Origin of the sequence: Burkholderia sp. NLJ2 (assembly GCF_049487195.1) — a bacterium.
Lineage (GTDB): Bacteria > Pseudomonadota > Gammaproteobacteria > Burkholderiales > Burkholderiaceae > Burkholderia > Burkholderia pyrrocinia.
The window spans coordinates 3,266,277-3,281,201 of record NZ_CP137808.1; the positions used below are offsets into that span (position 1 = coordinate 3,266,277).

Here is a 14,925-nt window from a genome sequence, read left to right on the forward strand (position 1 = left end):
AGGCGAAACGCGGTACAAACTGTGCGTGAGAGCTTAAAGGTAACGCGTTCCAGGAGCGATGCGAACAATATGCTCGGCTCGGCGCACCGTTTGCCCATTCTTCACGATTTCACAGACCATTGTGTGGCGTCCCTTGAAGGCCGTGGAGGTCCAGTATGGTTCTGAGGGTCCCAGCAAGCTATTGTGGGTCAATTGACCTTCTTCTCGTGCCTCGTCTCCTTCATTCCGCACTGTCCAGCGCACGCTGTATGGAAGCTCAACTCCCACTGGAGTCGCCATGAAGCGGAGATGAATGCCTTTCGGTAAGGCCGGCGAGTCGCTCACGTGCGCTTTATACACCTTGCTCTTGCTCATCCGGGCGAGGGCGCATTCAATGGTGAGACCATTCGCTGCCGCAGATTGTGCGACAGCTTTCCGCGCACCCGTCCAATAGTCGTGGCAGAAAATCGCATCCCACGCTTTGTACGCTTGCGCGGGCGTACACAATGGCTGACGCAAAATGTCGAGGTTCGGCAGTTTGTCGGCTAGCGTATCGCGAAGGCGCTCGACCTCACGTTTCCTGCGGTCTGACGATGTAAACCAGGCACCAGATTGAACGGGGTTCTGGACATCGACCGTAGCTCGGAGTCTCGCCAGCAGCGCCTTGAGTGTCTCGACGAGAGCAACGTCATCGCGAGTGGGATGTGGCTTATACACCTCGCAAACGAGGGTAGTGATGATGATGCCGCCCGGCAACGCCCATCCAGAGCGCGACCGAGCGAATGCCTTGATGAACCGAACGATGCGCCGCAACTGACCTTTTGCGACGTTGACCCGAGTGCCAAGGAGGACTTCAAGATACGTTGGAGGGCTCTTCGAATCGACTTGCTTGCTGAACCAGTTGGTGTATGCCATCGGGTCGCGCGCAGTCCATTCGTCGCCGCCGGCGTGCTCAATTGTTTGATTGCCGAACCAGTCAGTTCGGCGCCGATAGACTGCGAAGTCGATGTGGTACCCATCCGCATACCAGACCGTAACCGCATTTTTGCGCGCTTCAGGTTCCTTGGTGAAGTTGCTGCACTTCTCGAGCAGTGCGTCGCGAACGCGAGCGCGTGAATCGGCTGCTTTCTCCGGGAGGTCACTTGCCTCGAAGATGACGGCAACGTCAATGTCATAGTCGATGTGTTCGCTTTGATTCAGGGTGTGCATGGCGTAGCTTCCCTGATTCTTGCTATCTACGAACGTTTTGTAGACGACGTTCTGCTTGTCACCGAGAGACTTCAAACCCGCGGTCAGGCGGTCGAGGTTAAGGTCGCGATAGCCGCCCAGGTCGTTGCGAAGTTGCGTGCCAAGGCGAACGTGATTCTCATAAAAGGCAGCCAATTCATTGGACGCGTCATACATGGCGTTATTCCCCCGAAATCCAGAGTTGTCCAGGTTGGCCATCTGCAGCTACAAGGTCCACGGCCCAAAAGTATGGCGGTGTGCTCCGCTGCGAATAGTTATAGGCACGTACGGAGCGATGCATCGTGTAGCTCACCATCTGTCCAAGCCGGAAGGAAACTGACATCGGCGTCGCTGCGAAAACGTGGTGGATGGTCGCCGGATTCTCGTTGTGAATCTTGTCTAGCGCTTCGCGAAATGCTTTAGCAATAGCACTTGCTTGTTCGTGATGGGTGATAACCCCACGCTTGGGCTCTGCGATACGAACGGAAAAATGGCGGTATGGTCGGTCAATGGTATGGTCGATATCGGCTTTAGCAACTCGCGCGCTAACGTCGACTTGAATAACAGCGTCCGGTCCGCCGACAGGCCCGCCCATATCCACCACCTCCACGCCGAGGTCAGGCGCGTCACCATCAAGTAGAGGATTCCACTCGCTCTCCGCAGCGGCAGCGTCGAGCTCGTAGAGGCGCACGGCCTGCTTGGTCGAGACAGCGGCACCTGCATGCATCGCGAGCGGGATGTGTGCAATCCCGAAGTACGCGACGGTCGCTTTGGGGTGGGCACGCAGCTGCGCAGTCACATCGCGATATAGATTGCGTTGGAGCGCAAGAGCACCTCGGACATCAAGCACGCCGCCTTCGTAAAAAGCAGAGGCGTCCATGTGCACTGGGTGAAATCCGTCGGCGGCCGCTGCAGGGTCCACATCGTCAAACATCCCAGCGCGCTGAAACGACTGATGGCAGATAGCGATTAGCTCTGCCGCCGCGTCGATTTGGGATAGCGCCACAAGTAAGGGGCGGAAATGTGCGCGTGCGACCTTCGGGTAATTTTGAAGTAGGCCAAGTAACTGCTCCCAGCCGAATACCTGGACAGGAAACTTTCCTTCGGCTGCGTGAGCGGCGCTAATTTGTCGCGCCTCCTCTTGGACCGCGACATCAGCGGCACCGCTCGTTACTAGATAGTAATGGCCAGGCTGAGGCTCGAACGTAAGCGCCTTATCTACTTCCGCGCGCAGTTCTTCTTTGGTCACCGAATGGCCATAGCGGCCGTCCTTCCCTTTGCATTGGACGGCTTCGAGTTTTCCGGTGGTGAAGTTAATTCCATACACGTCAACACCGGCCTGCGCTTGTCCGGCTCGACCGTTCATCTCAGCGGTCGGATAGTTCCAGTGCGCGGCAAACAAGTCGCGCGTAAAACGTTCGAACGCCTGCCAATCGGCGGGCGGCGGAAGCTGGTATGCGCCGAAACTCACGGTGTCTTTTCTCGGGTACTACTGCATTGTGTGTTCTAGGGCAATGAGCAGCGAGGCACCACAACTGCCGAACAGGAACTACTACTGTATATAGCAAAGCATAGTGATGCAATTCCCATATCTTGTGTGCCCTGTTTGCGGTGCAATAGGAAATTTCAACGGGAAAATGTAACGTCGGGGCGGGAAAATCACGCAAACGTTAGCGTGCGTCAACGCGGCGCCGTTGGGCCTCTGATTCGCACGCAAATAAGGCAAAATCTCGGTTGCAGCCTCGAAACATTCCTTTCTGCTCCGCACAACGCCAGACCGCGGCTGCGGAATCCTCTGGTGAGCAATTCTTGCGGCGATTAAGTTGCGCTTATATCTCGAAGTAGCTGTACCGAACGCTGGTGTACGCGTCGGGCGGCTGGATTTCCGGGAGGGAAGCAAATCGGCCGGTCCGCTTGCAAGCATGCGTCCATGGACGACGAGTCGCAAACGACACAGCAATCGGTTCCTCTCAGTGATGAGGTCGGTCGACGAATTGAACCACCGTTGTTCAATCATTTCGACAGTCAGTGCCAGCGCCGCCTCCAACTTGTTGCGCTTATGACCGGGAATCTTCGAATAGTACATCGCCACAGGGTAGTCAAATGCGCAGGCCGTTCGAGCAAACAGATAGAATTGCCGCGCGTCTGAACAAGTCCGTTGGTGCCGACTCAAAAGAGCCGGTCGCTTGCTTTTGGTTGAGCGAGTCCGCTTGCGCTACTGGGCATCGTGGTCTTTCATTTTCTTCAACAGCGACCGACCCAAGTCAGTGTAATCCACATAATCCTTGTGGGCACAGTCCCGGTTCCAGCTCGTTGCACTGTCAGCGGCGAATCTGAAAACGCCGCCCTGCTTCAATTGCCAGGTGGCGTGTCCGCGATTCATGCCTCCAAAGCCATTCCGGGACGCGTACTCCATGCACGCGGTTATGAGCTTCGCAGTGTGAGTCACGCCAACGCTGGACACTGTCATTGATTGCTGGTCACGCATCGCATCATAGGTTTTACCCACTACGCCAAGTACCGCCAGCCGTTCAGCGCTCGCTGCGGCTTCGACTTGCTTCGCGGCTTCGATATCACTTTGCTTTGGCACGTCCTGTTGAATACTGTCCCGCGCAGCCGCAGGAACTGGCGTGCCACGCAGTGAATCAGTCGCATGGCGTGCGAGTCCACCCACTAGCATTACCACTATCAGCGTGACAACTGCCTTCGCGATTGGCTTAGTTTCCATGATTCCGTCCCCGTAATTTTACGACTCGACGAACCCGGCTTCGCGCTGGGTAGTCGGCATCGTCATCGACGACGGCCGACCGCAGCGCGTCTTGGTCAAGCCGGCAGTTGCCCGCAAAAAGCCGTGCTCGAAACAACAAGATTGGCCGCGCGCACACAAGGGCGCTGGAATATAGCGCCCGCCGTTATAAGGGTAGATACAACCGCGCCATCACCGGCTGACGGCAGCATCCGGCCGGCGGCCGCATCAATGGCTCCGCTCGGCACGAAGTGCAGCTCGCGGCCGTTGAGCGGGTTCAGTGTCGAGGTGCTGCACGCCGGGCAGGGGCGTCGATGCTTTTGTGGCTGGAGCGGCACCGGCGAGCCCCAGTTGTACGAGTCGACCGTCTGCGCCTGGCCACTCCATTGCGCATGCGCCAAGATGCCGGCGCCGGCCACTAAGATGACCGCAATCGCTTTTTTTCATGTTCGTCTCCGTATCCCCGTAACGGATGACGCGACCCTAGCATGATGCGGACAGGCGATATACGCGGACCCGCACTATCCGGACTCCCCCTGAGGGCTCGCTGCTGGGTGGGTTTTCGCTCACGCGTCCAATGCGCGCACGCGCTCGACTGGACCCAGGTTGAGCAGTGCTGCTGGTGAGCGCCGCGCCGCCGACCAGCAGCGCAATGTTGAGCGTAACGACTGTGCCGATACCTGGCCAGCCGGACGACACGCTCTTCGTGATGAGCCCTGTCAGGTCCAGCCGGTTCATCTTGCGGTCGACGACATCGATGATATGGATGACGACGTGCACGGCTAGGCGCGCGGACACCAATCGAGGTGCCGGATTGAGGGCCACATGGCGTGGAACGGGCCGGACGATGGCGACTGCGAAGACTTCCGCGACTATGCGTCGCGATGCTCGCGGCAAGGTGCTAAGGGTTCTTTCGGAAAGGCGCTTTCCCAACCGCGAGCTAGTATTACTGGACACTATGGGGCCGTCAGGGCGGCTGAGCCGCCCGGCGTGAGGTGAGCAAAAAAATGTCACGTCTACCTTGGCTGCGGCGCGACGCCGCAATGTCGACGCACGAGCCGCGCAGGTTCTTTGTGCTGGCGAGCGCCATCTGCCTGAGTTTCGTCCTGACCGCATGCGACCAACGGCCACCTCCGGACGCCGCGAGCGCGGCCTCTGCACCGGAGTCGATAACGGCATCGAAGGACCCATTGGCGCTACCCGCCGAGGGACTCGACGATGAGACCATTGCGAACTATCTGCATGCCGCGATGGACTACAAGCGGGCGGACGAGTTCTCCAAAGGCTTTAACGACGCCGCCTTGGTCGGCCGGCACTTCAAGATTTACATTCCAGCAGACAAGGAAGGCGAGCGCGGGCCGACGTATTACTACGATGCGGACAAAGAGCAACTCACTCTCACTGTCCGCCCGGCCTACGGGAATTATGAGAGCGGCGTTAGCTCTCTTGACTATCTCACCTTCGTGCAGGAAGCCTCGTACGGAGCGCCCAAGCTGGAATCCAACGCATACAACGTAACCAAGGAGGTCACACCCGTCTCGTATCGGGTCATTGGCATAGGCGCCGTGGCGGGCACGTACATGGGCGTCTTTCCGAAAGACAGCTATTCGACGAGGGAAACCATTATTTATCGAGACCTCACCAAAACGCTCAAACTTTCTCCGGATGCAGCCAAGAGTGCGGTCAACGGCTTGACGATGGAGGTAGAAGGCACAGTTACCAAGGACCGCAATGGCCACGCGATTGGTTGCATGGCAAGCACCCGAGGCGCTACGGTCGACCACCTATATGAGGAAGATTGGCTCCAGTGCGTGCTGCTGGTGAAGCTCACGCACATCACCGTCAGCTCGCCAAGTTCTGGCGTGCTCGCTCAGTGGGGAGCGTCTGGTCGAGTCGAACACTCCAAGGGCGTTAAAAGGGCTAGAGCCGTGGCGGCCGCGGGGTGACGCCTGCCGAAAACGCTCGGGCGTCCGGTGAGCCGCTTTGGCGGCTCGCGTTGCAGTGAGCAGAGCGGTGTTCGAGGTGTCAAGCATCCTGGATGTGGCCGGCACCGAAGAAGACGCGTGGCAACTCGGGCTACCGACTGCCGTATCGTGGTGGAACATCGTCCACGGCATTCCAGCGGGAGTCGAGTGTTGGGTCTAGCCAGTCCGCCGCCCGCCGTATCCAGGCTGCATCTACGACTTCGTCCGATGCTGTCAGTTTTTTCGACTCGAACTCCGAAGCCAGTGCTCGCAGACGGTTAGCTCGTTCGAGCTTCAATGCCCATTCCTCGACCTGCTTCAAACGGTCAAGCTCTATTCGGCGAATCTCTTCAAGTCGCGCGCGTTCCGCCTCCTTGGCCTCCGAAATGACTCGTTGTTCGGCAGCTATCTCTGCATTGACGGAATCTCGAATGACCAGACGACGCAGCTTGCCAACGAATGCCTGAATCTTTGTCTCAATTGGAGCGCTTCGTGTATCAGCAGTGCTTGCTACGGCGTAGGTGTGTCCGGGACGGAATACTGATATTTCAAGTTCGTTCGTGGGGTGATAGATGAAGCGCTGGCTGTGCCAGTTGTATCCGAGCCGTTTGTTCTCAGCCGCTTGCTCTCGTGAGAGGGGAACCTGCTCCTGTCGACTCCGTTCCTTTACGCGGAACGTTAGCTTGGCATCCAAGACAGAAACATAAGCGGAGTCCTCCTCGTTGCCTGCTGCAGAAAGTCGATAGCCTGCAGCCGACAGTGTCTCCAGTAGCTGGTTTAGCACGAGGAGCGCACGCAATGAGTTTTGCTCCGAAACGGAGATACGCATGAGCCCCGCGCCGTCGCAATACGGCCAGTCTCGAGAATCTCGCTGTTTGCCCCCAAGCTTTTTCGCCATACGCTTGATGAGTGGTAGGCAATCATCGATGGAGGTACGAGGGGCGACAACCGGTACTTCGGGGGCGTGAACGGCATCCTCATCAATCTTTGCCTGAGTGCGCGTCGAACGTTCATCGTCGAGCTTGTCTTTATATATGGTGCGCTGGTACGTTGTCGGCCCTTTCGTCGGTGCTAAGGATGGCATCTTAACAGTCTGACCGGCGGCGATTTTTGCCCAGTAACCCACGGGTGGAACGGGTATGTTGAGGTTGACGCATATCTTTCGAAGACCGACGTCCGAGATTTGATACCTCTTCGCCACCTTGCTGACAGGTTCGGACCAAATTTCCTCGTAGAGCTTTTCACGTTCGAAGTTTTGCGTTTCAGATGGCATGCCAATCCCTCAATGTCATTCAGAAAGCCGAGCGTCAAGACCTCTTTCGGAGTGCATCCCCAGACAGTACAAGGGAGGCTAAGCAATCGAGCATTTTGTCTACTTTCAAGCGCTACCGGACACCCGCGAAGGGCCGGCGACGACTTGGCCTGCGCTCGCTCATAAGCTGTGCGCGTTGAGATGTTACGGTGGGTCCGAAGTGCCCGACTGCATCATCGTACGTGCAATCAACGACGCGCTGTCGTCTGTCCGGCGGTGCACTTCGGCCAACCGGCCCCGAATCCATCCGCATCAACAATACCGCGCTGGCCGTCGAGCGAGACGAGAAGTGACTCGCGGTTGAGAACGCGCGTGTTCAGGCAATACAGACCGTAAACCGAATCGTTAATTGCTAGATACTTCTTGAGACGGTGCCCTACTTCATTTCCGCGGGGCGGGTCGTCGCAGCGATTTGCGGAATTTTCTTTCGGACCGCGTCCTGCCTGTAAGCGCGTCCTTGAGTCCTTTCTCTGCATCATCCAACATGACCAACTGGCGGTGCTCTGCTTGGCTGCGGTCAATGCTATCGTCTCCGGTCATCACACGAAGTATTGAGGAATTCGCCTGAGCAAGATGTTCCATTTCCACGTTGTATCCATATAGCCGATGGAGCCCGAGTGCTATTGCACACGACCGCGAATAGCCGCCTTCACAGTGAACAACAACGGCAGTGATTTCGTCAGGCAGGCATTCGACGAACGAGCGAATCATGTCCGCGTGCCTGGGGGTGAACACATGAGTGAGGTTTTCCGTTGCCTTTCTGGACAGGTCAGGTTTCAGGAAATCCACGTCAGCGAAGCTCAGACGCAGCACGTGGTCGACGCCGTCGAGATTGGCTGTCGAGCGTTCCGGAGCGGTGATGGAGATGATGGCCACCGACGGCAGACGGGGCAGTCTTTCCGCTTCGCGACAGCGCGAATACCTGACGTGCGTGGTCCGCTGGTGACCGATGCGGCTTACAAACAACGTCCTGAAGGCGTTGCGTCATATCACTTCCCGGGAGGTTGATTCTGTGTGATGCAGCGGTCTCGGGCGAGCCAACGCGCAGGGCACGGCAGCATCACCCTAGCTCGCGAGCGACCGCAATTTTCGTCGAGATTGCTGTCGCGCCAGTGCCTTAGCGCTGAGGAGCGGCCCAAATTCCCGGCAATGCCGCGGCTGATATCTCGAGGTCGACGTCCAGCGGATAGTGCCGGAGGAGTAGCAGTGCGGTGTCCTGAATTGCGCCGCGCGTGGCGGTACTGGTGGGGGAGGCAAGCAGTTGCAGAAGCTTGCGCGTTTCGATGACGGCTTTCGTGCGCTCATACGCTGTGGTCATGGGAGATTGCTCCATATACGTTGTCGGCGTGTGCAGCTAGCTATCTCGCGCGGAATGCACTTCAGTAAGCCACTTCGCAATACGGCGCAGTGCTTTGCTGTCGCTGATTCCACTGGACGAGTCGAGCAGCAGGAAATGGTCCGCGAGTTCACCGGGCTCACGGCCAAATCGCGCGGCGCCGAATACCGCGTCGTCGATAGCGAGCCAGTGCTTGAGCCGCTTTCCATAGGCATAGCTGCTGATGACGTAGGTGCGCTCGGTGCCGTCCTGCACATAGCTGAGCCGGGGTTTGACATCCCGGGTGGTTCCGACGACGCGTCGACGCAGTTCGGGCGGCAGGTACTCGATGACCCGCTCCTCGGGCAACCGCCGCACCCATGACGTCGTGAGCACAATTTCCACATCGGGATAAGGCTCCAGAAGCTCGACGAGTATGGGCGCGAACTCCAGCAGAGGGCGGCCGGTATCGAGCGATATTCCTTCATCTTCGTCGATGTAAGCATTGCCAATGTGCAGCGTCCCGTCGAAGTCGACGAATAGCGTTGGATTGGTGCAGTCAAGAATATAGGGAGCGGACCGGGGCCGTTCCCGCCGAGGAGCGCGCTGCTCCATCACTTCATGCCAGTTGACGGTGTGACCGACTGCCTCTAGTGCTTCACTGGCGTCGTCCAGTTGCATTACGAGCATCGCTAGGCCGAACCCAGCGAGGACCTTGAACAGGGCTTCGGTACCAGCAGACAATCCGTCCTCGATGCGGCTCAGTTCGGCGACATCGATGTCGACATTCTCGGCGGCGTCGAGAAGGCTGAGTTCGCACTGGAGCCTGCGGCTTTTAACCAAGCGGCCGAGCTTCCGTAGGTCAGGTGCCAGCGGGCTGAGTACCGAGTTCGGCGTGGAAGATGCTGGAGGCATAGTGGCAACTAGAAGGGCTAAAAAGGTACAACAATCCCAGAGACGACTACCAGTCCAATAGCGGTCGTAGGCGGGAGACGAGCTAGGCCAACTCGCCGTAGGAAACCCATCCCTTGCGTGCGACCGCGGCGCACACGGGTCTAAGCGTGTCGTCACGCGTGGGTACCGGACGGGTCGCCGAATGCTTCAGCGCCTTCGGGGCAAGCTGGTGCGCTAGGCTCTCGCAGATGCTTCAACGTTCCTCGCGTTGCGCGGCAGTCTGGCCAGCGACGTACTTGCCTTCCGACAGGATGGTGCAGACCTCGGATTGCGCGCCGGAGATGACGGCGAGCATCGTGTCATGCGGGAAGTCATCGGGGACGTTGACCGACTGAGAGGTAGTTTGCATATCCGGCTCGCCTACGTCTGCGATTTTGAGTTGTTCAGGTCGATGGCCGGCTCATCGATGCACTCGTCACAGTAGACGTGGTGCCAATAGACCTTCCGGAGCTCGCCAGGCTTGCCACAGCTCTCACAGATGTGCTGGGCACTTGTCACTGCGATTTCCACATGCGCTCGAATGCGCGACTCCACATCAGGGGGACACAGCTGTCCGTTGAGGAGAACAACCATAAGTTCGCCGCCGACCTGCGTGATGTCGGTGCAGAGGGGAAGCGTGGGGTAGGTGGCCCGACCGTGCAGGAGTGCCCTATCCATCTGGGCGATTTGCTCCGGAAACTGGAGTTGCTCGCGCCACAAAGTGCGAAGCTCGACCTCAATGTCGCGCGCAAGTGTTTCAATGATTGGATACCAGCCAACGCCGCATTGAATACCAAAGTGCGAGATGTTCGCCAGGTACGACTCAGGATGATGTACCGCGCGAAAGAACAGCGGGAAGCAAGAAAACAGCTCGCGCTGCCTAGTGTTCGCCGCCCACATGCGGGGCTTAGGGTGCAGTTCTGTGTCCACGGGTTCAACCGTCTTCACCAGCCGGCGCACCGCCGGCGAGTTATCACACGACAGCGTGCGACGCAGTGCTCGAGGAGCAGTCACTAATAATTCTCCGTCATCGACCTGCGGCGGGACGAGTATGTCCTTCGCGAGGAGCGACTGTGAAAGTGAAGTTTGCTACCGGTGCGTGCGTCGCGTGATTTTGACATTCGACGGTAGCGCGGCATCGCGAATCCGCGCGGTAGCACGCCGAAGTTCGCATTACGAATAGTCTATTTTGGACTATTCCAAAATCGCTTGCAACCTTGCGGCTCTTCGCGTTGAGCCGTCAATGGAAAAATCTATCTACTCTCGTCGATACGCTATGTTCGCTAAGCTGCTGCGAGCAGCTAGAGAAGAGGCGGGTTTTACACAAGAAGAGGTTGCAGCTCGCCTTGAGACCACTCAGACCTTCATTAGCAAGTGCGAGCGCGGCGAGCGCCGACTGGATGTTATTGAACTATGTAGTTGGTGTGAGGCTCTGGGCATTCCAGCCAGCCAGTTCGTCGCAGAACTTGAGCAGAAGCTTTGACCGGCTGAGTGCGGTCGTCGAGAACGCGCAGCATCATCTGAAAAAAGATGCCGATGATGTCAGGTGACGGTGCAAGTTCCCCGTGTGCACAACTCTGCTGCCCACACCGCACGGGTGTGGACAGCCGCCCTGCGGGCGGTACCAGAGTTGCACACACTCGAACGTCTGACGCGCCGGCTTTTGCCGGCTTGCCCAATTTAAAGAACAGCTGACACGGTTTTCAAAGATGGCAGCAGTGGCCGGTTCCTCCTGAGCAACTTTCGGCCTGAAATCGTGCATCAAAGCAAAATGCCGGAATTCGACCGGCACGTGCTCGAAATGCTGCGCGAGCCGCTGGAAGCCGGCCGCATCACGATCTCGCGCGCGGCGCAGCAAGCCGACTTTCCGGCCGCGTGCCAGTTGATCGCCGCGATGAACCCGTGCCCGTGCGGCTGGCACGGCGATCCGTCCGGGCGCTGCCGCTGCACGCCGGACGTCGCCGCGCGCTACCTGCGCAAGCTGTCGGGGCCGCTCGTCGACCGCATCGACATCCAGATCGACCTGCCCGCGCTATCGCCGGCCGAACTCGCGTCGCGCGCGTCGGCGCCCGGCGAGCCGAGCGCCGCGGTGGCCGCTCGGGTTGCGCAGGCGCGCGCGCTGCAGCTTGGCCGGCAGGGCAAGACGAATCACATGCTGAGCGGCCGCGAGACCGACGACCTGTGCCGGCCGACCGACGAAGGCGAACGGCTGCTGCGCGAGGCCGGCGAGCGCTTCGGCTGGTCGGCGCGTGCGTATTTCCGCGTGCTGAAGGTCGCGCGGACGATCGCCGACCTGGCCGGCGACCCGCTGCCAACGGCCGCGCAGATCGCCGAGGCGATCCGCTACCGGCGCGTGCTTACGGCGCTCTGAGCGCCCTCGGAGGACAAAATCATGCTGTCAAGACTTGACTTATGCACAATTTCGCGAATCCGGCCCCGGATCACGGCGTGTCGGGGCCTGCCCGGCACGGAATTCGTATCTCTTTGTTTTTATTGATTTTTCTCAATATGAGAGCAAGCAGCAAAACGGGCCGGAGGGCCGTCCGGCGCGGCTCAGCGGGACATCCGGCCGACTTTTCAACAAAGTTATCCACATGCACTGTGGATAGCCGAAAAACCCTCGCAAAATCCGGCGATTAGCGTCGAAAGCTGCGAATGAACTTTCAGTTGTCACACGGTGTCTGAGCGCCCTCGCCGGCCGCCATCAGTCGAGTTTGAACGAGCCGAAAAACTGGTCGAACTGCTCCTGAGCGAGCGGCCCGTCGGCGATCACGACAGCCTGGTACGCGTGCCGGCCGCGCGCGGCAAGTCGCGCGACGATCGTCTTGCGCGCGCGATCGCCGCCGGCGGCCGCACCCGCGATGCGCAGCTCGAGCCCGTTCACCGCGCCGCCGGCCGCGAGCGGCACGGGCACCGAAGCCGTCTGCGGCGCGCCTTCGAGGTTGCGCGACAGCCCGGCACGCAGGAACTCGAGCGCCGCGCGGCGCGTGTCGTCGCGGTCGTCGGGCAGCGTCAGCGTGCCGACCGCGAACACCGCGCCGTCGACGTGCGCGGCCTGCATCCGCATCGGCATCGACGTGCCGCCGATCGCAACCGGCTGCTCCTCGACGGTCGGCTTCGCCGGCAGGTCGATCGTGTAGCCGGCGTCGTTGTGCAGCGTGCGCCAGTCGTACGACGGCGAGCACGCGGCCAGCGCGACGCTCACGCTGGCAAGCGCGGCGAAGTGTCGCAGCGGACGAAAAAGGGGGCGCAACGAATCGATGACTTCCTTCGGCATGGCGTGGATCGGGCAGGCAAAACGGCCATTATCCGCCGAACGTGAAAACCGGGATGCGGGGCCGCCGTCGGTGCGCACACCGCATTCGCGCTAAAATGAGCGACGAATTTCGACGTCCTTTGCATCGATCCGCGTCATCGACCGACTCCGAGAGCACCGCAGATGAACACCACGCCTCCCGCCCGCCGCAGCGCCGGCCCTGTCCGCTACATCGTCGCGGCCGCCGTCGTCGCGGCCATCGCCGTAGCCGGCTTCTTCGCGTTCAACGGCAAGTCCAGCGTGCCGGACGCGACGTTCACGCTGCTGTCGGGCCAGAAGGTCTCGACCGCCGGCGACCTGAAGGGCAAGGTCTATCTCGTGAACTTCTGGGCGACGAGCTGCGCGACCTGCATGCAGGAAATGCCGCAGATGGTCGATACCTATAACCGCTTCAAGGGTCAGGGGCTGGAATTCGTCGCGGTCGCGATGAACTACGATCCGCCGATGTACGTCGCGAACTACGCGCAGACGCGCCAGCTGCCGTTCAAGGTCGCGCTCGACGACGGCAGCGTCGCGAAGCAGTTCGGCAACGTGCAGCTCACGCCGACGACCTTCGTCGTCGACAGGAACGGCAAGATCCTGAAGCGCTACGTCGGCGCACCGCAGTTCGCGGAACTCGACGCGCTGCTCAAGAAGGCGCTCGACAGCAACGCAGCCTGAGCGCAGCAGAATCCGGATCGAAGGGCCGCGCACAGCGGCCCTTCTCGCAAGACGGACCGCACGACCGGTTATCCCGGTTCCGCGGTCCGTCTGCTTTTCAGCGCTCGGTTTCGCCTTTCGCCGACAGCCCGTAGCGCTTCATCTTCTCGTACAGCGTCGCCTTGCCGACATGCAGCCGGTCGGCCGTCGCGGCGACCGCGCCGCCCGTCTGGTTCAACGCCTCGGCGATCACCGCGCGCTCGAACTGCTCGATGCGCTCCTTCAGCGTCTGCTCGTTGTCGGCGGCGTCGCCGCCCGCGCCCGCTTCCTGCGGCATGTCGGCCACGCCGAGCACGAAGCGGTCGGCCGCGTTGTGCAGCTCGCGCACGTTGCCGGGCCAGTCGCGCTGCATCAGGCTCGCGCGCTGCCGGTCGGTCAGCACGGGCGCGGGCCGCCCGTAGCGCACGGCCGCATCGAGCATGAAGTGCTCGAACAGCGGCACGATGTCCTCGCGGCGCTCGGCGAGCGGCGGCAGCGCGATCGTCACGACGTTGAGCCGGTACAGCAGGTCGCGCCGGAACGTGCCGGCCGCGACGAGTTCGCTCATGTCGCCCTTCGCGGCCGCGACGACGCGGCAGTTCACGCGGATCGGCTGGTTCGAGCCGAGCCGCTCCAGCACGCCGTCCTGCAGTACGCGCAGCAGCTTCACCTGCAGCGCGAGCGGCATGCTTTCGATTTCGTCGAGGAACAGCGTGCCGCCGGACGCGTATTCGAGCTTGCCGACGCGCCGCTTCGCGGCGCCGGTGAACGCGCCGGGCTCGTAGCCGAACATTTCCGACTCGAACATCGGCTCGGGCAGCGCGCCGCAATTCACCGCGATGAACGGCTTGTCGCGGCGCGGCGACAGCTCGTGCAGGCTGCGCGCGATCAGCTCCTTGCCGGCGCCCGTGTCGCCGTTGATCAGCACCGACGCGTCGGTGGGCGCGACATTCGCGATCAGCTTGCGCACCTGCTCGATCGCGGGGCTGCGGCCGATGATGCGCGGCGCGACGGTGTTCTGCCCGGCCAGCTCGCGCCGCAGCGCATGGTTCTCGAGCACGAGTTCGCGCCGCTCGAGCGCGCGACGCACCGTCTCGATCAGGCGCTCGGCCGCGAACGGCTTTTCGATGAAGTCGTACGCGCCGTCGCGCATCGCCTGCACGGCCATCGAGATGTCGCCGTGCCCGGTGACGAGGATCACCGGCACGTCCGGCACGCGCTCGCGGCACTGCGCGAGCACGTCGAGCCCGCTTGCGCCGGGCAGCCGGATGTCGCTGACGATCGCGCCGGCGGTGTCCGCGACGATCGCCTTCTCGGCCGCTTCGGCCGACTCGAAGCCGGCGACGTCGAAACCCGCCAGTTGAAGGCTCTGCACGCTCGCCCGGCGAACGAGCGCATCGTCTTCGATATAGATCACTTGCAGCCGGTTGGCCATCGTACTCACTTGCTCCTGAC

At 60.5% G+C, this 14,925-nt stretch carries 14 protein-coding genes and 1 pseudogene; 4 read left to right on the plus strand and 11 right to left on the minus strand.

Annotated elements, in window-relative coordinates:
• Nucleotides 1–33: 33 nt before the first annotated feature.
• The 3 genes from R9B84_RS15055 to R9B84_RS15065 all read right to left on the minus strand — a co-directional run bounded on the left by R9B84_RS15055 (nt 34) and on the right by R9B84_RS15065 (nt 3,934).
• On the minus strand, nt 34–1,425 hold the full coding sequence (locus R9B84_RS15055) for a nucleotide-binding domain-containing protein (RefSeq protein WP_423758534.1): 1,392 nt from the start codon (nt 1,423–1,425) through the stop codon (nt 34–36).
• On the minus strand, nt 1,388–2,677 hold the full coding sequence (locus R9B84_RS15060) for an SAVED domain-containing protein (protein WP_423758535.1): 1,290 nt from the start codon (nt 2,675–2,677) through the stop codon (nt 1,388–1,390). Before R9B84_RS15060 ends, R9B84_RS15055 begins: the two co-directional genes overlap by 38 nt.
• A gap of 744 nt (nt 2,678–3,421) precedes the next feature.
• Nucleotides 3,422–3,934 carry a hypothetical protein gene (locus tag R9B84_RS15065; RefSeq protein WP_423758536.1) on the minus strand — a complete coding sequence of 171 codons (513 nt, stop codon included), beginning with the start codon at nt 3,932–3,934 and terminating at the stop codon, nt 3,422–3,424.
• A 1,025-nt stretch (nt 3,935–4,959) separates the two neighbouring features.
• Between R9B84_RS15065 and R9B84_RS15070 the strand changes: the two genes are divergently transcribed.
• Nucleotides 4,960–5,898 carry a hypothetical protein gene (locus tag R9B84_RS15070; RefSeq protein ID WP_423758537.1) on the plus strand — a complete coding sequence of 313 codons (939 nt, stop codon included), beginning with the start codon at nt 4,960–4,962 and terminating at the stop codon, nt 5,896–5,898.
• 130 nt (nt 5,899–6,028) lie between these two features.
• Here R9B84_RS15070 and R9B84_RS15075 read toward each other — a convergent pair whose 3' ends face one another.
• The 6 genes from R9B84_RS15075 to R9B84_RS15100 form a co-directional block, all read right to left on the minus strand.
• Nucleotides 6,029–7,189 (minus strand): hypothetical protein, encoded by a 1,161-nt coding sequence (locus tag R9B84_RS15075; protein WP_423758538.1) that lies wholly within the window; start codon nt 7,187–7,189, stop codon nt 6,029–6,031.
• A gap of 420 nt (nt 7,190–7,609) precedes the next feature.
• Nucleotides 7,610–8,104, minus strand: a complete 495-nt coding sequence (locus R9B84_RS15080) for a hypothetical protein (RefSeq protein WP_423758539.1) — start codon at nt 8,102–8,104, stop codon at nt 7,610–7,612.
• Between the two features lie 241 nt (nt 8,105–8,345).
• On the minus strand, nt 8,346–8,546 hold the full coding sequence (locus tag R9B84_RS15085; protein WP_423758540.1) for a BPSL0761 family protein: 201 nt from the start codon (nt 8,544–8,546) through the stop codon (nt 8,346–8,348).
• Nucleotides 8,547–8,582: 36 nt separating this feature from the next.
• Nucleotides 8,583–9,386, minus strand: a complete 804-nt coding sequence (locus tag R9B84_RS15090) for an HAD domain-containing protein (protein ID WP_239694023.1) — start codon at nt 9,384–9,386, stop codon at nt 8,583–8,585.
• Between the two features lie 304 nt (nt 9,387–9,690).
• Complete coding sequence (locus R9B84_RS15095) at nt 9,691–9,846, minus strand: hypothetical protein (protein ID WP_161935729.1); 156 nt, start codon at nt 9,844–9,846, stop codon at nt 9,691–9,693.
• 11 nt (nt 9,847–9,857) lie between these two features.
• Entirely contained in the window at nt 9,858–10,490 is a 633-nt protein-coding gene (locus R9B84_RS15100; protein WP_423758541.1) for a hypothetical protein, read from the minus strand.
• Between the two features lie 229 nt (nt 10,491–10,719).
• Here R9B84_RS15100 and R9B84_RS15105 point away from each other — a divergent pair, with 229 nt between their 5' ends.
• Nucleotides 10,720–10,959, plus strand: coding sequence for a helix-turn-helix domain-containing protein (locus R9B84_RS15105; protein WP_423758542.1), 240 nt, complete (start codon nt 10,720–10,722; stop codon nt 10,957–10,959).
• A gap of 288 nt (nt 10,960–11,247) precedes the next feature.
• Nucleotides 11,248–11,847: pseudogene (locus tag R9B84_RS15110) on the plus strand (ATP-binding protein); the annotation flags it as partial.
• 333 nt (nt 11,848–12,180) lie between these two features.
• On the opposite strand, the gene R9B84_RS15115 reads toward R9B84_RS15110, so the two are convergent.
• A complete protein-coding gene (locus R9B84_RS15115; RefSeq protein ID WP_423758543.1) occupies nt 12,181–12,753 on the minus strand; it encodes a hypothetical protein in 573 nt (190 codons plus the stop codon).
• Nucleotides 12,754–12,915: 162 nt separating this feature from the next.
• Here R9B84_RS15115 and R9B84_RS15120 point away from each other — a divergent pair, with 162 nt between their 5' ends.
• A complete protein-coding gene (locus R9B84_RS15120; RefSeq protein ID WP_047899109.1) occupies nt 12,916–13,452 on the plus strand; it encodes a TlpA disulfide reductase family protein in 537 nt (178 codons plus the stop codon).
• A gap of 97 nt (nt 13,453–13,549) precedes the next feature.
• Here R9B84_RS15120 and R9B84_RS15125 read toward each other — a convergent pair whose 3' ends face one another.
• Nucleotides 13,550–14,905: a sigma-54-dependent transcriptional regulator gene (locus R9B84_RS15125; protein ID WP_423760009.1), complete on the minus strand. Its 1,356-nt coding sequence runs from the start codon at nt 14,903–14,905 to the stop codon at nt 13,550–13,552.
• Nucleotides 14,906–14,925 lie beyond the last annotated feature (20 nt).